Origin of the sequence: Arthrobacter gyeryongensis, assembly GCF_039543785.1 — a bacterium.
Classification (GTDB): Bacteria; Actinomycetota; Actinomycetes; order Actinomycetales; family Micrococcaceae; genus Arthrobacter; species Arthrobacter gyeryongensis.
The window spans coordinates 124,527-143,362 of the sequence record NZ_BAABKK010000015.1; the positions used below are offsets into that span (position 1 = coordinate 124,527).

The window sequence follows — 18,836 nt, forward strand, 5'->3', positions numbered from 1 at the left end:
CGCGGGGGATCGGAGGCCTAGTATCTGCAGCATGGACAAAGATGCAGCACAACCTGTAACCGAGGTGTTGGATTCGCAGCAATGCTGGAATCTCCTAAGGGGCGTGTCTGTCGGCAGGCTGGCCGTGTGGCTCGGAGACCACCCTGACATTTTTCCGATCAACTACACCGTGGACCAGGGGACGGTTGTCTTCAGGACGGGAGCGGGCACAAAGCTCGCCGCCGCTCTGGGCGAGTTCCCGGTGGCCATGGAGGTGGACGGCGTCGACGCGAACACCGGAGTCGCGTGGAGCGTTGTGCTCCATGGCAAAGCGGCGCCCGTCAAACAGCTCGACGACGTCATCAACTCGTTCTCGCTGCCCCTGTTTCCTTGGGAATCCGGCAAGAAGGACCATTTCGTGCGGGTTCCCGCGGATTCGATCTCCGGGCGACGCTTCACCGTCACGGAACCGCTCACGTGGTGGACCCCCTACAGCGGCATCAAGCCGTCCGCGCTGGAATAGGCCCGCTGGGACGGGCGCGGCGAGTCCCGAGCCGGCCCCTCGCATCTGGGCGTATGCGCTGACAGGATGGTGGGATGGCTGCGAATTATGATGTGGTAATTGTCGGCGGAGGCATCGCCGGGCTGTCGCTGGCTTCAGCGCTGGCCGGCCGGTGTTCGGTGGCGCTCGTGGAAGCCGAACAGACACTGGCCTACCACACGTCTTCCCGCTCAGCCCGGCAGCTGATCCCAAGCTACGGACCCGCCGTCGTACAGGAACTCACTGTCCGCACGCTGGAGCTGATGGCAGCCCGAGATGCAGCGTTGCCGGTACCCGTGCTGGAACCGCGCTCGTTCATGTTGGTGGGCGACGAAGCCACCGTCAAGGCAGAAGCCAGCGGGCACATGCACCCCATCACGCACGCCGAAGCCCTTGAGCTGTGCCCGGCCCTGAATCCCGGAGCCTTCACGGCCGCGGGCCTGGACACGGGTTCGTTCGCTTGCAATGCGCCCGTGCTGTTGGAAGACCACCGCCAACGCGCCGAGGCCGGGGGAGTGGATATCATCACCGGCGCCCGGGTCCATTCTGCCCAACGGCTCGGTTCCGGCTGGCAATTGGGCGCCGGGCTGGAAGGTTTCCAGTCCGCCGTCGTCGTGAACGCAGCAGGTGCCTGGGCGGACGAACTCGCGGTCCTCAGCGGGGTGGAAAAGCTGGGCTTGCAGCCGTTCCGGCGCACGGCGGCAATCGTCGACGTCGAACGCCCGCTTGCGCCAGGCACCCCGATGGTGGCGGCAGCGGATGATTCCTACTATTTCCGGCGCGAGGGGGAGCAAGTGCTCATTTCGCCGTCGGAGACGGTGCCGAGCGGGCCTGAAGACGCACAGCCGCGGCCCGGCGACGTGGAAGAGCTCGTGGCCCGGCTGAATTCGATCACGTCGCTGGGCATCCGCTCCGTGGCCAAAGCCTGGACAGGGTTGCGCACCGAAGCTGCCGACGGGGTTCCGGTGGTGGGTTTCGACGCCGAGGCTCCCGGTTTCTTCTGGCTTGCGGGCCAAGGCGGTTACGGTTTCCAGACGTCCTCGGCAATCGCCGAGCTCGCCGCCGCGGAGATCCTGGGATCGGCGAACGTTGCCTCCGCGCCGGGCATCAGTCCGGCATCCCGGACACCGAGGGAGCTCGCGGCGGCCCGCTGGTCCATCCGCCGATGAACAATAGGTTCATGAGCGGGCAGACGAGCACACTGATCAGCAACATCGGCGAACTGATGACCCAGGACGCGGAGCATCGCGTTCTCAAGGACGCCGCCGTGGTGATCGAAGGTGAGCGGATTTCCTGGATCGGTCCGGCGTCGGAGGCTCCCGCGGCTGATGAGCACGTGGACGCGGAAGGCCGCGCGGTGCTCCCGGGCTGGGTGGACTCGCACTCGCACCTGATTTTCGCCGGCGACCGCACCGCCGAATTCGAGGCCAGGATGGCCGGCCAGAGCTACAGCGCCGGCGGGATTGCTGTCACCACGGGCGCCACGCGCGCCGCGAGCGACGAGGAACTGACCCGCCTCGCCGCCGGGCGCGTGGCCGAAGCCGTCTCCCAAGGCACCACCTATCTCGAGAGCAAGACCGGCTACGGACTGGACCTGGAGAACGAGGCACGCAGTGCACGCATCGCGGCAGCGACCGTCGATGAAGTCACCTACCTCGGCGCGCACTTGGTTCCGGCCGGAGCCGACGCCGAGGCATACACGGACCTCGTCTGCGGTCCGATGCTTGACGCCGTTCGCCCGTTCGTCAAGTGGGCCGACGTTTTCTGCGAGCGCGGCGCTTTCACCGAAGAACAGTCGCGTCGGGTCCTGACCGCTTGCCGCGATGCGGGCCTGGGCCTGCGTGTCCACGGCAACCAATTGGGTGAAGGCCCCGGCGTGCAGTTGGCCGTGGAGTTCGGTGCGGCCAGCGTTGACCATGTCAATTACCTTTCAGCGGCGGACATCGAGGCGCTCGCCGGAACCTGGAGCGGCTGGGATGCATCCACCGGAACGGGTCCGCGCGGCACGGTGGCCACGTGCCTGCCCGCTTGCGATCTTTCCACCCGCCAGCCGCTCGCCCCCGGCCGGGCACTCATTGACGCGGGGGTGCAGATCGCCTTGGCCGCGAACTGCAACCCCGGCACCTCCTACACGAGCTCCATCGCCTTCTGCGTCACTACTGCAGTGTTGCAGATGCATCTGAGCGTCCACGAGGCCGTCCGGGCGGCCACGTATGGCGGTGCGCTCGCGCTGGGCAGGGAGTCGGGGAACGACGTCGACGGCGAACGGGCGGTGGGTTCGATCGCCGTCGGGCACCGCGCCGACCTCCACATGCTCAAGGCGCCGTCGGCGACGCACCTCGCGTACCGGCCGGGTATTCCGCTGACATTCGCGGTGTGGCGGGCTGGCGTGCGGGCGGTCTAGCGGAGCTCTCGAGTCAACAAAGCAGGGCCCCTCCAAATGGAGGGGCCCTGCTTTTGCTTGTGCACTCTGGCGACGCCAAGGCGGGGTTCCTCCCTAGGGGTAGGCATTCCCATTTGCCAGGCGTGTCTGGCGCCGTCACGATCCTTGTGCGATTGAATGTGATCGTTTAGTGTTTATATGGATCATAAAACGTCAAATGGTTGAGCGTTGAAGAGTGCGTCGAAGATGCGCGGACAGGAATGGTAAGTGCGATGAGTAACAACACCCTCGGGGCCTTCATGGAAGAAGAGCTTGTTTCGCAGCCCGAGGTCTGGAAGCGGGCCATCGAGCAATCCACGGTGGAGCACCGGCTTCCCGCCGACGGCGAGCGGATCGCCGTCGTCGGTTGCGGTACCTCATGGTTCATGGCGCAAAGCTATGCCGCTGCCCGCGAAGCCGCAGGCAAGGGCGTCACCGACGCGTTCGCAGCGTCCGAAGCCTTCCTCAATCACAACAGCGCGGGCCGCCAGTACGACGCCGTCATCGCCATCACCCGCTCCGGCACCACCACGGAGGTACTCGAGCTGCTCGAAGCCCTGCGTGGAAAAGTCCGCACCATCGCGGTGATCGGCGACGTGAATTCGCCCATCACCAGCCTTGCCGACGCCGTGATCGGCCTTCCCTACGCGGACGAGAAATCGGTGGTCCAGACCCGCTTTGCCACCACAGCCCTCGTGTACCTCCTGACGAGCCTGGGCATCGAACTCGGCCCGGCAATCGAGGATGCCCGCGCTGCCGTGACCGAGCCTGTTTCCCAGGAGTTGCTCGACGCCGAACAGTTCACCTTCCTCGGTACCGGCTGGACCGTTGGCCTGGCCCACGAAGCCGGACTCAAGATGCGCGAAGCAGTGCAGGGCTGGACCGAATCCTATCCGGCGATGGAGTACCGGCACGGTCCCATTTCCATTGCCGCCCCAGGCAGGGTGACGTGGATCTTCGGCCCGCAGCCGGAGGGCCTCGACGCCGACATGGGCCGCACAGGCGCCCTCTACGTCAACACCGGCAAGCATCCGCTCGCCGAGCTGGCCCGGGTCCATAAGGTCACCTTGGAGCGGGCACGCGCGCGCGGCCTCAACCCCGATCTGCCGCGCAACCTCACGCGCTCTGTTGTCCTGAACGCCACGGCCTAGGCAATCCCATGGTTCTCGGAGCCGCTGAATCCGCAGTCCTGGCCTTCGATGTCGGCGGGACGGATCTGAAGGCAGGCCTTGTCGACACAGCCGGGAATGTCCTTGGCCTGCGCCGCACCGCTACGCCGCGTGATCCCTTGCGGCCGGGCGAGGCGATCCTGGACGCAGTCGAGGCATTGGCCTCGGAATTTGCCGCTGAATTCCCCGAACACCCGGCGAAGGCCGCGTGCATTGTGGTTCCGGGAATCGTTGATTCCGACAGCGGAGTGGGGATCTATTCGGCGAACCTGGGCTGGCGGAACTTTCCCTTTGGGGAAAAGGCCGCGCAACGCCTCGGACTGCCGGTCTCCTTCGGCCACGATGTCAGCACGGCCGCCGAAGCCGAATTCCGGTTCGGAGCGGCCCGCGATTTTCGCAACGTCGTGGTGATGGTGGTCGGCACCGGGATCGCCGCAGCCGTCATCTCCGACGGGTATCCGGTGCGCGCAGGCGGCTTCGCCGGGGAACTGGGCCACGCCCTCATTCCGGACCCCGACGGTCCGGGCCACACGATCCTCGAGGCCGTCGGCTCCGCCGGAGCGATCGCCCGGCGTTACAGCGACAAGGCCGGAACACCGCGCGCCGGTGCCCGTGAAGTCCTCGAACGGGCCACAGCGGGCGATGCACTTGCGGCCAGGATCTGGGCCGACGCGGTGGACGCCCTCGCTTTCAGCCTCAGCCAATGCGTCAGCATCATCGGCACCGAAGCAGTGGTGGTTGGCGGCGGGCTTGCCGAAGCGGGTGAAGGACTCCTGCAGCCACTGCGTTCGCGCCTCGATGAGCTGCTCGATTTCCAGCGCCGGCCCATCATCATGCGCGCCCAGCTTGGCCAGGATGCGGGTTTGCTCGGCGCCGCCATGAGGGCACGGGCCTTGCTCCCGGCCGCGAAGGCCGCCTCCGGCAAGGGGACGGGGCGGTGAACCGGGCCATGAAACGGGTCATCACCGTCACGCCTAATCCGGCCATCGACCTCAGCTACCAAGTCGCCGGGATCACCCCCGGATCAAGCCATCGTGTTGCCGCGCCCCTCAGCCGCGCCGGCGGAAAAGGCCTCAACGTTGCGCGCGTGGCCCACCAACTGGGCCATCCCGTGCTGGCAATCGCGCCCTCGGGGGGCACGTCCGGTGCCGAATTCGCCGCCGAACTGCTCAGCAGCGGCGTACCGCATCGCCTGATTCCGGTCGCCGCGGAAACACGGCGCAGCATTGCGCTCGCGGACACGGTGGGCGGGGAAACGTCCATCTTCAATGAAGAGGGGAGCGCCCTCCAACCGCACGAATGGCAGGCGCTGGCCGCCGCCGTCGTCGACGCCCTCGACGGGCAAAGCGCGGGAGTGCTTGTCGGTTCCGGCAGCCTGCCACCCGGCGCGCCGGCCGACTTCTACCCGGCGCTGGTGCGCCTGGCGCACGACGCCGGGATTCCCGCCGTTGTCGATACTTCCGGTCCCGGGATCATCGCCGCCGCGCGGGCCGGGGCGGACCTCCTCAAGCCCAACAATCACGAACTCCTTGAAGCAACAGGGGAAAGCAGCCTTGACGTGGCCGCAGAGCGATTGATCGCCCTCGGGGCCAAGACTGTCCTGGTCAGTGCCGGCGCTGAAGGCATGCTCGCGTTCCACCATGCGTCCCCCGGAGGCTACTGGAGCGCCCGGCTCCCGGAACCGCTCAGCGGCAACCCCACGGGAGCCGGCGACGCCGGAGTGGCAGCGGCCGCCGCCGCACTCGCCGACGGGATCACCGACATCCCCACGATCCTCCGCCGGGCGACAGCCTGGTCCGCCGCCGCGGTGCTCATGCCAGCGGCCGGTGAGATCTCACCGCTCTACGCGGACCTCGAAGACCAACTCATTCTCAGCTGGAAGGAGACCCTGTGACGCTCGTCAGTACACGGGAACTCATGGATACCGCCGCGACCAACGGAATCGGACAGGGCGCCTTCAATGTCATCCACCTCGAAACCGCCGAAGGCCTTGTTGCCGGGGCGGAGACGGCTGGTGTCCCGCTGATCCTGCAAATATCGGAGAACTGCGTCCGGTTCCACGGCGGACTCGTCCCGATTGCCCGGGGTGCCATGTCCATCGCCCGGGACTCTTCGGTGCCCGTGGCCCTGCACCTGGACCACGCCGAATCCGAAGAGCTGGCTATGCAGGCTGTCGACCTCGGGTTCGGTTCCGTCATGTACGACGGTGCGCACTTGCCCTATGACTCGAACGTTGAAGTCACGCGTCGGGTCGCCACATACGCCCACGACCACGGGGTCTACGTCGAAGCCGAACTCGGGAAAGTGGGAGGCAAGGACGGTGCGCATGCCCCGGGAGTCCGGACGGATCCGGCCGAGGCCCGATCCTTCGTGGAAGCCACCGGCGTCGACGCACTCGCCGTCGCCGTCGGTTCCTCGCACGCCATGACGGAACGCAGCGCAGCCTTGGACTTGGCCCTCATCACCCGGCTCAAGGAGGCCGTCCAGCTGCCGCTCGTCCTTCACGGATCCTCCGGCGTAGCAGATGAAACGCTGGTGGCGGCAATCCGGGCAGGTATGACTAAGATCAACGTATCCACACACTTGAACGGGTTCTTCACCCGCGCCGTCCGTGAGTACCTGGATGCCAACCCCTCGGTGGTGGACTCCCGCAAGTACATCAAGGCCGGACGGGACGCCCTGGTGTTGGAAACCGCACGTCTGCTGACGCTGTTCGCGAAAGTGAATTAGTCCCAATTTCCGGAAGGTTCGTGATGACCCGCAACGATCGACTGACAGCCATCCTTGATCTCCTCGCTGAGTCAGGGCATGTTGAGGTCGAGGATATCGTGACCCGTCTGGCGGTCTCTCCAGCCACGGCGCGCCGTGACCTGGACAGCCTCGCCAAGCAGCGGCTCCTGAGCCGTACCCGCGGCGGCGCAACCACGGGATCAGTGGCCTACGAACTTCCGGGGCGCTACAACAGGGATGATCACGCTGAGGCCAAGCAGCAGATTGCCTTGGCAGCCTCGGAGCTCATCATGCCCGGGGCAGTGATCGGACTCAGCGGTGGCACCACCAACACGGCCCTGGCCCAGGTGCTGTCCACCCGCGAAGACCTGAACGCGCCCTCCAACCGGCCCATGCTGACGGTGGTCACCAACGCCATCAACATCGCCGCCCAGCTTGCCGTGCGTCCCAACATCAAGATCATGGTCACCGGCGGCATCCTGAACCCGCGTTCCTACGAACTTGTCGGGCCCTACACCGATGTCATCATGCAGAAGGTTGCCTTGGACATCGCCTTCATCGGCGTCAACGGAGTCGATCCGAAAATCGGCCCCACCATCACCGACGAGGGAGAAGCCATGGTGAATACGGTCATGGCACGACGCGCCACCGACTCCTATGTCCTCGCCGACTCCACGAAGATCGGCAAGCGTGCCTTCGCGGCGATGGCCGGGTACGATTTCCGCCGGCTCATCACGGATTCGGGCATCACGGCAGAGGATAAAGCTGCATTTGAAGCCGGCGGCACCGAAGTAATCGTGGCCAAGGACGCCTAGCGGCGTTGTGCCCGTCAGAAGACCATCGGGGGAGCGTTCAGCACGGTTTCGTCCGTGCTGCGCTGCACCCACTGGCTGAACGGCGTGTCGAGATCGTATTTGTCCTGGTCGTTGCGGACAAGTGTCCGTAGCTCCGCGTTGCCCGGGTTGTTGAGGGACTCGAAGTACTCCACCGACCAGTGGAACCATCGCATGCAGAAGAGCCGCATGGTGAGGCCATGGGTTACCAGCAGGGTGTTGGGTGCGTAGTCGGGTTTTTCCCAATGCCGGTACAGGGTTTCCATGAACGAGGAAATCCGGTCGTAGACATCGGAGCCTGATTCGCCCTCGCGGAACCGGTAGAAGAAATGCCCGTAGAGGTTGCGGAGCTCCTTCTGGTCCCCGATGTCTCCGGCAATCTGGAAGTTGGCCCAGTCCTGTTCACGCAGCCGGGGCTCCTCGATGACCCTTTCCGTGAGGCTGTCGAGATTCAGTGCCTCGAGGGTCTGGTATGCCCGAAGGTACGGCGAGACATAAACGCACACGGGTTCGCCGTCGAGCTTCCTGCGCAGTGCCTCACCCGCGGCCCGTGCCTGCTCGATGCCGAGCTCCGTCAACGGGATGCGGTAATCGGGCACACGGTTGTAGATGGAAGTGTCGGCGTTGGCGGCGGACTGGCCGTGCCGGATCATGAAGATTCGTGCTGGCGCGCTCATCCCACCAAGCATAGGGTCAGGAGACGCCCGGCCCATGCAAGCGGACATCCGGGGACCCGGCTCAGGGGAAACATCAGGCAAATGAAGGCAAGATAGGAGCATGCTCCTAGCCTCAACGCGCCGGTTGCGCGCCGAAGTACTGATTGTCCTTGGCCTGTCCCTCGGCCAATCGGCTGTGTACTCCGTGGTGCAGTTGCTGGACAAGATGACCCAGGGGCCTTTGGCCCATGCGACGTCCACCCTCAACCGCTCGCAGAGCACGCGCGAGTACTTCGACCTCACCTACCAGTTGCTGGATATCGCGTTCGCCCTGGTCCCGGTGGTGTTGGTGTTCTACTTTCTGTCTTTGCATCGCCAAACGGCTGAGAGCCCCTCGGGTTTCACCCGGCTGGGCTTCAACTTCGCCCGCCCGGGCCGCGACGCGTTGCAAGGACTAGGCCTCGCCGCGCTGATCGGGATCCCGTCGCTGGGGCTCTATGCGGCCGGCCGCGCCCTGGGGATCACTACAGCGATCATCCCCAGCGGCCTGGACTCCTACTGGTGGACCGTGCCGGTGCTGGTCCTCTCCGCGGTGCGGCACGCCGTCGTCGAAGAAGTGATCGTGGTGGGCTACCTCCTGGACCGGTTCGGGAAGTTCGGGTGGAGCACCCCGCTGGCGATCGTGCTCAGCGCGCTCCTTCGCGGCAGCTACCACTTGTACCAAGGCTTCGGACCTTTCATCGGCAACGCCGTCATGGGCCTCGTGTTCGGCTGGATCTACACGAAGACCAAAAGGGTCATGCCGCTCGTGGTGGCCCACGCCCTCCTGGACATTGTGGCGTTCGTCGGCTTCAGTGTCTTCGGCAAGGCCATCGGGCTGGGCTGAGGCGCTTTAAAAGGTTTCGGCCGCCATTGCGGGGTGACGTCATTGGCACCCGCATAATGGCGGCCGAAGTTTTCCGGGCCTCCTCGCCCGATGTCCCTCAGAAGGTGATGCGAGGGTCCGTCAGATCGTGACGGCTCCGTTGGCGGTTTCGAACGTTACCGACATGATGCCCGGCGTTCCGTGCGGAGCCATCCATTGGACTGCGACGTCCTCAAGCGGCTTCTCCACGGGTTCTCCGAGCCATTCGGTAACGCGCTCCGCGGAGCCGGCAATGGTGAGGCTGGACATCTTGACGTCGCTTGGGTAGACGAGGGACGGGTGAAGTGCAGGGTCGCCCTCCCAGCGGAGCAGGTACGGAACTTGGGGATCGGCGATGAGTCCCAGGATGCCGATCTGCGACCAGACGAGTTCGCGGCCGTCCGGAAACTTGCGGTTGCCGGGGACGGCGGCGCGTCCGAGCCGCTGTTCGAACGGGCTCAGGTCGTCAACAGCGACGCACCAGCCCATCCAACCGCCTCCTGCGGCGGAGCGTGCACGGACGGCTTGTCCAAAAGGTGCCTTGTCGGATGCCGGGTGGTCTAGGACCTCGACAACTTCCAGGTATTTGTGGTCAGCAAGGGGGATGATCATGTTCCGGGTACCGAAGCGCGGATGCACTCCGCCCCGGACTGCGTCCACTCCCAATGCTGCGGAAATTCGCTCGGTGGTGGCCAAGAGGCCATCTCGTTCACAAGCGTAAGAGACGTGATCCATGCGCATGGCTTCATCTTGGCACTTTGTGATGGAGCTCTCAGCTAAGTCAAGCCTAACCAAGGTGGGATGTATCGAAAAGGCAGCTCAGAGTCACTTCAGGACGCGCCGGGACCGAAAACTACCGTGTTCGTCACAAAGCTTCCGGAGCCCGCAACACCGTCCCTAGACTGGCGGCAACCGAACGCCGGCAGGCGGAATACTTCAACCCGGCAGGTTGAAGCACGGCAAGAGCCCCGACAACCAGGAGTCCGCATGTCCCAAGGATGGTCATTCGAAACGCGCCAGATCCACGCCGGCCAGGAGCCGGACGCCGCCACCGGCGCCCGGGCACTTCCCATCTACCAGACCACTTCGTTCGTCTTTCCCAGCGCGGAAAGCGCGGCCAACCGCTTTGCGCTGGCCGAGCTGGCACCCATCTACACCCGGATCGGCAACCCCACGCAGGATGCGGTGGAACAGCGCATAGCGAGCCTGGAGGGTGGACTCGCGGCACTCCTGCTGAGCTCCGGCCAGGCCGCGGAAACGTTCGCTATCCTCAACGTCGCCGAGGCTGGCGACCACCTGGTCGCCAGCCCGAGCCTCTACGGTGGCACCTACAACCTGCTGGCGCACACGCTGAAGAAATTCGGAATCTCGGTCACCTTCGTCGAGGACCCGGACAACCTCGACCACTGGCGCGACGCCGTGCAGCCGAACACCAAGCTGTTCTTCGCCGAAGTCGTCTCCAACCCCCGCCAGGACGTTTTGGACATCGAGGGCGTCTCCCGCATCGCGCACGAAGCCGGAGTCCCGCTCGTCGTGGACAACACCCTCGCCACGCCCTACCTGATCCGGCCCATCGAGTGGGGCGCGGACATTGTGGTGCATTCGGCCACCAAGTACCTTGGAGGGCACGGATCCGCCATTGCCGGCGTCATTGTGGACTCCGGCAAGTTCGATTTCGGCAAGGACCCCGAGCGGTTCCCCAACTTCAACACTCCGGACCCCAGCTACAACGGCCTGGTCTATGCCCGCGACCTCGGCAAGGACGGTGCCCTCGGCGCGAACCTCTCCTACATCCTCAAGGCCCGGGTCCAGCTCCTGCGGGACCTCGGCTCGGCAGTGTCCCCGTTCAACGCTTTCCTCATCTCCCAAGGAATCGAAACCCTCAGCCTGCGGGTGGAACGCCACGTGGACAACGCCACCAAAGTGGCGCAATGGCTCGAAGGGTGCGACGACGTCGAATCGGTCGCGTACGCGGGGCTGCCTTCCAGTCCGTGGTTCGAACGCGGGCGGAAGTACGGACCCCGCGGCACCGGCGCGGTGGTGTCCTTCACCATCCGCGGCGGGATCGACGCCGGCAAACGCTTCGTGGACGCCCTGGAACTGCATTCGCACGTGGCAAACATCGGCGACGTCCGATCCTTGGTCATCCACCCCGCGTCCACGACACACAGCCAGCTGACCCCCGAACAGCAGGCCGTGGCCGGAGTGACCCCGGGCCTGGTACGGCTGTCCGTCGGGATCGAGCACATCGACGACATCCTCGCGGACCTCGAGTCAGGATTCCGGGCGGCGAAGGGCAGCTAGTACCGCTCCGGATGGTGCAAGAGGCCGGCGGGCGGAATCTTCGTCGGCTGGCCTCCTAGGTCCCTTCTTCGTGAACAAAACACGGTCAAGTGTCACAAAGGTGTCATAATCTTCGTCAGAAGGGGTCCGGTTTTCCTAGACTCTTCCTATAGGTCATGAGTGCCAGCGACAGCCCCGGCTTGCTGGCCGGCAACCCTCCAATCGCGGCGGGGTGCCCCGGGTGAAGACCTGGCCCTTCGCTGTGTTGGCGGCGGGCAAGCGCGATGTGAGGTGTCAACGAATGACAATTGCTGCAACAGCCATACCCCTTTCCGGTACCCAGGACGGAACCGTCAAGTATGTTTCCGTGGGCGGGCTCGAACTCGAGGCCGGAGGTTTCCTGCCGGAGGTCCTCCTTGCGTACGAAACATGGGGGCGGCTCAACGCCGACGCTTCCAACGCTGTCCTGGTGGAACACGCCCTGACAGGCAGCACCCATGTGGCCCGCGGCGAGAGCGACGAAGAAGGCTGGTGGGAGCAACTCGTCGGCCCCGGCGCCACCATCGACACGGATCGCTACTTCGTGGTCTCCGTCAACATCGTGGGAGGCTGTTACGGCAGCACCGGGCCGTCGTCGAGCGCTCCTGACGGCAAGCCGTGGGGCTCCCGCTTCCCGCTCGTGACCCTGCGGGACAGCACCGTAGCCGAAGCCCGGCTGGCCGACGCTTTGGGGATCCACAGCTGGCATACCGTCGTAGGTGGGTCCATGGGCGGTGCACGCGCACTGGAATGGGCCGTCAGCTATCCGGACCGCGTCAAGCGATGCGCCGTGATTTCGATCGGGGCGTACAGCACTGCCGAACAGATCGCGTTCGCGCAGGCCCAGACGCTCGCCATCCGGCAGGACGCCGACTTCAACGGCGGCGACTACTATGGCCAGGCCGCGCCCGAGGCAGGGCTGGCCCTTGCCCGGCGGATCGCCCACATCACCTATCGTTCAGCGGATGAACTGGACTTCCGCTTCGGCCGGAACGCCCAAGGCGGCGAGGCACCCCTTCGGGCTGCGGCATTAGGGGACCGGGGCCGCTACCAGGTGGAAAGCTACCTGGACCACCAGGGACGCAAGCTGGTCCAGCGCTTCGACGCCAACAGCTACATCGCCATCACCGAGGCCCTCATGAGCCACGACATCACCCGCGGCCGCGGCTCATTGGAGGATGCGCTGTCCGTGGCTACAGCGAAGTTCTTCGTTGCCTCGGTGGACTCGGACCGGCTCTACTTCCCGGAACAATCGCACGAGCTGGCCAAGGCCTTGCCCGGAGGAGTCCCCGTTCATGTGATCGAGGCGCCGATCGGGCACGACGGTTTCCTCACCGAGATCGGCCAGCTCGGCCCCCAGCTGCGCGAAGCCTTCTTCGGCTGAATCAGCCGTTCATGATCTCCTGGCGGAGCTTCATGTAATCCTCCATGGCGATTTTCCCGTCGCTGTACTCCTGGTCCAGTTCGGCCAGTTTCCGTGCCCGGTAGCCTTGGGGCGCGCTGTTCGGCTGGGTCGCGCTGTTCGCTTGCGGAGCAGCCGACGACGGCGGAGCGGCCTGCGGTACGGGCGTCGCCACCGGGGGTTGCGGCTCAGCCGGGAAGATTACCGGGGGCAGCTCCGGGTATCCGACGGGGTAGTTCCGTGGAGGATAGGGCTGAGCGGGGTAATTCTGCGGAGGGAAGTCCCGGAGCCTGCGTTGGCGCGATCGGTTGTACATGCGGATCCCCATCGGAATCAGCCAAGAGCAGACGATGATCCAGAAGATCAAATTGTTCACGGTAGAGGCCTCCTAGGTCTTTCACCAGCTTAGCCCCGCTCCCTGTGACCCGCCCTGTGGTTCCCGCTCAACTCCGGGGCAGGAAGGTGTCGGCAGGGCCGAAGACGGGTCCCGGCGTCGGGCGTTTCGGCAGGATGCCGTCGCCGGAGGACTGGTGCCGGATCCGGCGGATGACCCAGGGGACAAAATACTCACGTGCCCATACGAGGTCGCCCGAGCGGGCTTCGCGCCAACTGCGCTGGGGGAGCGGCTTGGGGAACAGCGGCTCGAGGTTGTGCGGCACATTGAGTGAGTCGAGGACCATCGCGGCGATGGTGTGGTGGCCGAGCGGAGAGAAATGCAGGCGGTCTTCGTCCCACATCTGGGAGTTGGAGAGTTGGCGAAGGGACCACATATCAGCGATCACGGCATCGTGGCGGGCGGCGACCGTGCGGAGGTTTTCGTTGTAGATGGCCACCTTGCCGCGGATCCGGCCGAGTACTGAGGACACGGTGTCCGGGCCGTTGAAGAGAACCACGGTGGCGCCTTCGGAGCCCAGGGTCTGTACGGCGGCATCGAGTTTCTCGGCCAGGGTGTCGGGATCGCCGCCGGGGCGGATGAGGTCGTTGCCGCCTGCGGAGATGCTCACGAGGTCCGGCTTGAGGTCCATGCACGGGCCAAGTTGTCCGTCGAGGATCTGCTGGAGCAGCCGCCCGCGGATGGCCAGGTTGGCGTAGGCGAAATCCCGGTGCCCCCGGCTCAGTTCCTCGGCTACGCGGTCGGCCCAGCCGCGATGTCCCCCGGGATTGTTGGGCTCAGGGTCGCCGATGCCTTCGGTAAAGGAATCACCCAATGCCACGTAGCGGGTCCACGGATGAATCCGTTCGTCCGGCTTTGGCCCCACCGTGGAATCAGTGTCACTCACGTCGATATCCTGCCTCTCGCTGCAACGCTACGCGCCCGTAGCTTGTTACTCATGGGTAACTGCAAGAATAGTCCCATGAGTCAAGCTTCCGCCTTTCCCGCCCCGGTCGTTTTGTGGTCCCACGAAGAGGAGGAACGGGCTGGCAAGCCATTGCTGGTCCTGTTGCACGGTTACGGATCCAACGAGCAAGACCTTTTCAGCCTTTCCGGGCTGTTGCCCCAGGACTTCGTCGTCGCTTCGCTCCGCGCGCCCATCGCGACGGGCCCGGGCTTCACGTGGTTCCCGCTGACGGCTTCCATCGACTACTCCCTCGACGCCGTCAAGGACGCCGCGGAGTACGTGTTTGCCTGGTTGGATTCGTGCAAGTCCAACCACAGCTCAGTAACGCTCCTCGGTTTTTCGATGGGCATGGCCATGGCCACTTCGCTCCTGCGGCAGCGCCCGGCGGACTTTGCCGCCGTCGTCGGGCTTTCCGGCTTCGTCGTCGACGCCGATGCCGACCCAGCCTTCCGGGACGCCGAACTGGACGGATCCGTGCCGATCTTCTGGGGGCGGGACCAGCAGGACCCCGTCATCACCCCCGACAAGATCGAATACACCATGGAGTGGGTCCGAAAGCACATGGACCTCACCAAGGTGCTCTACACGGGTATGTGGCACGGCATCAACCAGCAGGAAATCGGCCACGTATGCGAATTCCTGGAGCACAAGGTCCTCGCGTCCGTCTGACAGCAACGCGGGGTCACTTACGGCCCATTCCGAGGCACGTAATGGGCCAGAAGTGACCCCGCGTTGCCGAACTAGGAAGCGGCGGTGATCCGCACCGTCTGCCCGTTGACGGTCACGGTGTCGCCTACATGGAGTTGGCGGCCGCGCCGATCGTCGATCTCGCCGTTGACTTTGACCAGGCCGTTCTTGATGAGTTCCGTGGCTTCCACGCCGTCCTCCACGAGGTTGGCGAGCTTCAGGAGCTGACCAAGGCGGATCATGTCGTCGCGGATGGGGATTTCTTCGATTTCCGGGTTGCTCATACAAGCAATGATGCCTGAAGTAAGGTGGTGAAAATGCCGCAGTCGTCCCGCCCAACGTCCCGCCCTTTGCTCACCGGACTGCTCCTCGCCGTGGCCACCGGGCTCGTGATCCCCCTTCAGGGCCGGATCAATGGCGCCCTGGGAGCAACGCTCGACGACGGCATCGCGGCCGCCGTCGTGAGTTTCACCACCGGGCTGGTACTGATCGCGGCGATCGGGCTGGCGCTGCCGAAAGGCCGCGCAGCACTGCGAAGGATCCTGCCCGCCCTCAGGGAGCGGAGCTTTCCGCGGTTCTACGTCCTGGCCGGCGGTATCGGCGCCCTGTTCGTGTTCGCGCAATCATTCACGGTCGGCTTGCTTGGCGTGGCCTTGTTCACGGTCGCCGCGGTGACGGGCCAGACCCTGAGCGGACTGCTCGTGGACCGGCTCGGCATCGGTCCCGGCGGCAAACGCTCGATCACCGGGGTCCGCATCCTCGGCAGCGTCCTGACGATCGCCGCCGTCGTCTGGGCCGTCTCGCCGCGCCTCGGGGCAGCCGCCGACGTCGGGTCTTTGCTGCTGCCGATCCTGTTGCCGGTCGTGGCGGGTTGCCTCATGAGTTTCCAGCAGGCGATGAACGGCACAGCGACCGTGCACTACGGCAGCCCTATCGCCGCGACGCTGGTGAATTTCGTGGCCGGAACGGTCATTCTCTGGATCGCCTGGCTCGTCAAGTTGTCGCTGCTTGGTCATGGCCACGCCCTGCCCGCCGAATGGTGGTACTACTTGGGCGGGCCCATGGGCTGCGTCTTTATCGGCCTGGCTGCCTTGTTGGTCCGCAGCCTCGGTGTCCTGGTCACCGGGCTGGGAATGATCGCGGGCCAGCTGCTCGGATCGCTCGCGCTTGACCTGGTCCTGCCGGCTCCCGGAACCGTGGTGGCCATGCCCACGATTCTTGGCACCTTGCTGACCCTGTTCGCCATCATCGTCGCCACGTTGCCGTGGCCGAAGGGTGCGCTCTCTTCCCGCCGCCCCGGCAAGGGCCAGCCGGGCCAGTCCCGGAAGCAGGACAGCAACCAAAGGCCGGTAGGCTAGGACACGCAGCTTCCTGCACAGCATTACCTTCGCGCACAAGCACGGACCGCACCCAGCGGCCCTGTAGAACATTGGAGTTACCCATGGCAGCAAAATCCGTCCTCGACCAGGTCATTTCCCTCTCCAAGCGGAGGGGCTTCGTGTTCCAGGCCGGTGAAATCTATGGTGGCTCCCGGTCCGCATGGGACTACGGCCCCCTCGGTGCCGAACTCAAGGAAAACATCAAGCGCCAGTGGTGGCAGAGCGTTGTCCGCGGCCGCGAAGATGTTGTGGGCCTCGATTCCTCCGTGATCCTGCCCCGCCAAGTATGGGAAGCCTCCGGCCACGTCGACGTGTTCTCCGACCCCCTGGTCGAGTGCCTTTCCTGCCACAAGCGCTACCGTGCCGACCACCTCGAGGAAGAGTACGAGGAAAAGAAGGGCCGTCCCGCCGAAAACGGCCTCAAGGACATTGCCTGCGCCAACTGCGGCACCCGCGGCCAATGGACCGAACCTCAGGAGTTCTCCGGGCTGCTCAAGACCTTCCTGGGCCCCGTGGCCAGTGAAGAAGGCCTGCACTACCTGCGCCCGGAGACCGCGCAGGGCATCTTCGTCAACTTCAGCAACGTGCTCACCACATCCCGCAAGAAGCCGCCGTTCGGCATCGGTCAGATCGGCAAGTCCTTCCGCAACGAGATCACGCCGGGCAACTTCATCTTCCGCACCCGCGAGTTCGAACAGATGGAAATGGAATTCTTCGTCGAGCCGGGCACGGACGAAGAATGGCACCAGTACTGGATGAAGGAACGCATGTCCTGGTACACCGATCTGGGCATCCGGCCGGAGAACCTGCGTTTCTACGAGCACCCTTTGGACAAGCTCAGCCACTACTCCAAGGGCACCACGGATATTGAATACCGCTTCGGTTTCCAGGGCTCCGAGTGGGGTGAGCTCGAGGGTATCGCCAACCGCACCGACTTCGACCTGTCGACCCACTCGAAGGCATCCGGCCAGGACCTCAGCTACTTCAACCAGGCCACCAACGAGCGCTACACGCCGTACGTCATTGAACCGGCCGCCGGCCTGACGCGTTCCTTCATGGCCTTCCTTGTGGACGCCTACACGGAGGACGAGGCACCCAACGCCAAGGGCGGCGTCGACGTCCGCACCGTCCTGAAGCTTGATCCGCGCCTGGCACCGGTCAAGGCGGCCGTGCTGCCCTTGAGCCGCAACGAGGACCTGTCCCCGAAGGCAAAGGACCTGGGCGCCCAGTTGCGCAAGAACTGGAACATCGACTTCGACGACGCCGGCGCCATCGGCCGCCGCTACCGTCGCCAGGACGAGATCGGCACTCCGTTCTGCATCACTGTGGACTTCGACACCCTCGACGACCAGGCAGTCACCATACGTGAGCGCGACACCATGAGCCAGGAACGTGTGTCCCTGGACAAGGTGGAGGGCTACCTGGCCGCGCGACTGATCGGCGCCTAAGCGTGGCCATCGAATACCGCGAATGGCGTGAGGGCGACGACCTCGTCCTCCTGGAAATGTGGGGCGGGCCCGAGACCCTGCCGGCCCAGCAATTCCGCGCGGCCCTGGCGCCGTCGAGCAACAGCGGCCAAGGCCAGCCTTGGCGCCGGTGCATCGTTGCCGAAGACGTCGTGGACGGCATCGGCATCCCGGTGGCGGCAGGTGTGGTCCACGAGGCCTCACTGCACCCGGAACGGCTCTGGGCCTACATCGAGGTTGCCAAGGACCACCGCCGGAGCGGGATAGGGGCCACGCTCCTGACCATGCTGCGGCGCGAAGCCGAGCAGTCGCCGTCGGGCGTCAGCAAGCTGCGCAGCAAGGTGGAGCCCGGCACGGCCGGCGCCGCCTTCGCCGAGTGGGCGGGACTTGCACCCATCCAGCGTTCGCAGCTTGTGGTGGTTGATCCCGAGCCGCTCAGGCTTCCGGTGTTTGGAGACGGCTCCGAAGCAGCGGCCTCCGAGCAAGTGGAAGACCTCGCCACGGGTTCAGTGGAACTGAGCGACGTCGTAGGCCGGTACTACACCGCCGTGCATCACTGGGACAACCCCGGAGTGCTCGGCATCCCCACTGTGCAGCGGCTGTTCCTCGATGACCTGACGGGGGCACACGGTGCGGTGGTGCTGCGAGCGCCCAAGGCGAGTGCCTTTGGCTCGGGCGTTCCTGCCACCCGCAAGGGCAAGCTGCAGGCCTTCGCCATCAGCTACGCCCAAGGCAGCTCGGACGAGCCTTCGGAAGTGTTCCTTGGCCACGATCCGCTTTTGCAGGATGGCGAGGCGCGCGCCGCAATCCGTGACCTGCTGGCGCTTATTGCCTATCAGCACCCCGTGCTCCTCGAGGTGGACGATTCCATGACGGCGGTGCGCGCCGTCGTCGATCCTTTGCTGGAGCTGGGCAAGGCGAAGCTCCGCGGGGCGGACACCCTGGTGGTCAGCGAATAGCTGTTCTTCCCCGCCTGGCGGGTCCTCGCGCCGCCCCACGTAGGCTT

At 65.2% G+C, this 18,836-nt stretch carries 20 protein-coding genes and 1 riboswitch; of the genes, 15 read left to right on the forward strand and 5 right to left on the reverse strand.

The annotated features are described in order from the left end of the window. The first annotated feature begins 31 nt into the window (after positions 1–31). The 8 genes from ABEA18_RS12250 (at position 32) to ABEA18_RS12285 (ending at position 7,656) form a co-directional block, all read left to right on the forward strand. Entirely contained in the window at positions 32–502 is a 471-nt protein-coding gene (locus tag ABEA18_RS12250; RefSeq protein ID WP_345449683.1) for a pyridoxamine 5'-phosphate oxidase family protein, read from the forward strand. Positions 503–576: 74 nt separating this feature from the next. Next, positions 577–1,689, forward strand: coding sequence for an NAD(P)/FAD-dependent oxidoreductase (locus tag ABEA18_RS12255; RefSeq protein ID WP_345449684.1), 1,113 nt, complete (start codon positions 577–579; stop codon positions 1,687–1,689). A gap of 11 nt (positions 1,690–1,700) precedes the next feature. Then, positions 1,701–2,924, forward strand: coding sequence for an imidazolonepropionase (gene hutI / locus ABEA18_RS12260; RefSeq protein ID WP_345449685.1), 1,224 nt, complete (start codon positions 1,701–1,703; stop codon positions 2,922–2,924). Between the two features lie 251 nt (positions 2,925–3,175). Next, the gene (locus tag ABEA18_RS12265; protein WP_345449686.1) at positions 3,176–4,093 is read left to right on the forward strand and encodes an SIS domain-containing protein; all 918 of its coding nucleotides are present in this window, start codon (positions 3,176–3,178) and stop codon (positions 4,091–4,093) included. An 8-nt stretch (positions 4,094–4,101) separates the two neighbouring features. Beyond that, the gene (locus ABEA18_RS12270; protein WP_345449687.1) at positions 4,102–5,052 is read left to right on the forward strand and encodes an ROK family protein; all 951 of its coding nucleotides are present in this window, start codon (positions 4,102–4,104) and stop codon (positions 5,050–5,052) included. A gap of 8 nt (positions 5,053–5,060) precedes the next feature. Next, positions 5,061–6,005 carry a 1-phosphofructokinase family hexose kinase gene (locus ABEA18_RS12275; RefSeq protein ID WP_425550525.1) on the forward strand — a complete coding sequence of 315 codons (945 nt, stop codon included), beginning with the start codon at positions 5,061–5,063 and terminating at the stop codon, positions 6,003–6,005. Next, positions 6,002–6,841, forward strand: a complete 840-nt coding sequence (locus ABEA18_RS12280) for a class II fructose-bisphosphate aldolase (protein ID WP_345449689.1) — start codon at positions 6,002–6,004, stop codon at positions 6,839–6,841. The genes ABEA18_RS12275 and ABEA18_RS12280 overlap by 4 nt, the downstream gene beginning before the upstream one ends. A gap of 23 nt (positions 6,842–6,864) precedes the next feature. Beyond that, positions 6,865–7,656 carry a DeoR/GlpR family DNA-binding transcription regulator gene (locus tag ABEA18_RS12285; protein ID WP_345449690.1) on the forward strand — a complete coding sequence of 264 codons (792 nt, stop codon included), beginning with the start codon at positions 6,865–6,867 and terminating at the stop codon, positions 7,654–7,656. 14 nt (positions 7,657–7,670) lie between these two features. Here ABEA18_RS12285 and ABEA18_RS12290 read toward each other — a convergent pair whose 3' ends face one another. Continuing rightward, positions 7,671–8,351 (reverse strand): histidine phosphatase family protein, encoded by a 681-nt coding sequence (locus tag ABEA18_RS12290; protein ID WP_345449691.1) that lies wholly within the window; start codon positions 8,349–8,351, stop codon positions 7,671–7,673. Between the two features lie 100 nt (positions 8,352–8,451). Between ABEA18_RS12290 and ABEA18_RS12295 the strand changes: the two genes are divergently transcribed. Beyond that, positions 8,452–9,216: a CPBP family intramembrane glutamic endopeptidase gene (locus ABEA18_RS12295; protein WP_234750766.1), complete on the forward strand. Its 765-nt coding sequence runs from the start codon at positions 8,452–8,454 to the stop codon at positions 9,214–9,216. Between the two features lie 120 nt (positions 9,217–9,336). Here ABEA18_RS12295 and ABEA18_RS12300 read toward each other — a convergent pair whose 3' ends face one another. Then, positions 9,337–9,975 (reverse strand): VOC family protein, encoded by a 639-nt coding sequence (locus tag ABEA18_RS12300; RefSeq protein ID WP_028266517.1) that lies wholly within the window; start codon positions 9,973–9,975, stop codon positions 9,337–9,339. A gap of 246 nt (positions 9,976–10,221) precedes the next feature. Here ABEA18_RS12300 and ABEA18_RS12305 point away from each other — a divergent pair, with 246 nt between their 5' ends. Then, a complete protein-coding gene (locus ABEA18_RS12305; protein WP_345449692.1) occupies positions 10,222–11,538 on the forward strand; it encodes a bifunctional o-acetylhomoserine/o-acetylserine sulfhydrylase in 1,317 nt (438 codons plus the stop codon). 151 nt (positions 11,539–11,689) lie between these two features. Then, a riboswitch (SAM riboswitch) is annotated at positions 11,690–11,805 on the forward strand. 13 nt (positions 11,806–11,818) lie between these two features. Then, positions 11,819–12,940, forward strand: coding sequence for a homoserine O-acetyltransferase MetX (gene metX, locus ABEA18_RS12310; RefSeq protein WP_345449693.1), 1,122 nt, complete (start codon positions 11,819–11,821; stop codon positions 12,938–12,940). A 1-nt stretch (position 12,941) separates the two neighbouring features. Here the strand turns inward: metX and ABEA18_RS12315 are convergent, their stop codons facing one another. Together ABEA18_RS12315 and ABEA18_RS12320 are read right to left on the reverse strand one after the other, a co-directional pair. After that, complete coding sequence (locus tag ABEA18_RS12315; protein WP_345449694.1) at positions 12,942–13,334, reverse strand: hypothetical protein; 393 nt, start codon at positions 13,332–13,334, stop codon at positions 12,942–12,944. 67 nt (positions 13,335–13,401) lie between these two features. After that, a complete protein-coding gene (locus ABEA18_RS12320) occupies positions 13,402–14,238 on the reverse strand; it encodes an SGNH/GDSL hydrolase family protein (RefSeq protein WP_345449695.1) in 837 nt (278 codons plus the stop codon). Positions 14,239–14,313: 75 nt separating this feature from the next. Between ABEA18_RS12320 and ABEA18_RS12325 the strand changes: the two genes are divergently transcribed. After that, positions 14,314–14,967 carry an alpha/beta hydrolase gene (locus ABEA18_RS12325; protein WP_345449697.1) on the forward strand — a complete coding sequence of 218 codons (654 nt, stop codon included), beginning with the start codon at positions 14,314–14,316 and terminating at the stop codon, positions 14,965–14,967. Positions 14,968–15,038: 71 nt separating this feature from the next. Here the strand turns inward: ABEA18_RS12325 and ABEA18_RS12330 are convergent, their stop codons facing one another. After that, on the reverse strand, positions 15,039–15,269 hold the full coding sequence (locus tag ABEA18_RS12330) for an RNA-binding S4 domain-containing protein (protein ID WP_345449698.1): 231 nt from the start codon (positions 15,267–15,269) through the stop codon (positions 15,039–15,041). A 33-nt stretch (positions 15,270–15,302) separates the two neighbouring features. Here ABEA18_RS12330 and ABEA18_RS12335 point away from each other — a divergent pair, with 33 nt between their 5' ends. The 3 genes from ABEA18_RS12335 to ABEA18_RS12345 all read left to right on the forward strand — a co-directional run bounded on the left by ABEA18_RS12335 (position 15,303) and on the right by ABEA18_RS12345 (position 18,789). Next, on the forward strand, positions 15,303–16,343 hold the full coding sequence (locus ABEA18_RS12335) for a DMT family transporter (protein WP_345449699.1): 1,041 nt from the start codon (positions 15,303–15,305) through the stop codon (positions 16,341–16,343). 83 nt (positions 16,344–16,426) lie between these two features. Next, entirely contained in the window at positions 16,427–17,812 is a 1,386-nt protein-coding gene (locus ABEA18_RS12340; protein ID WP_345449700.1) for a glycine--tRNA ligase, read from the forward strand. A 2-nt stretch (positions 17,813–17,814) separates the two neighbouring features. Continuing rightward, positions 17,815–18,789 carry a GNAT family N-acetyltransferase gene (locus ABEA18_RS12345; protein ID WP_345449701.1) on the forward strand — a complete coding sequence of 325 codons (975 nt, stop codon included), beginning with the start codon at positions 17,815–17,817 and terminating at the stop codon, positions 18,787–18,789. Positions 18,790–18,836: the final 47 nt, after the last annotated feature.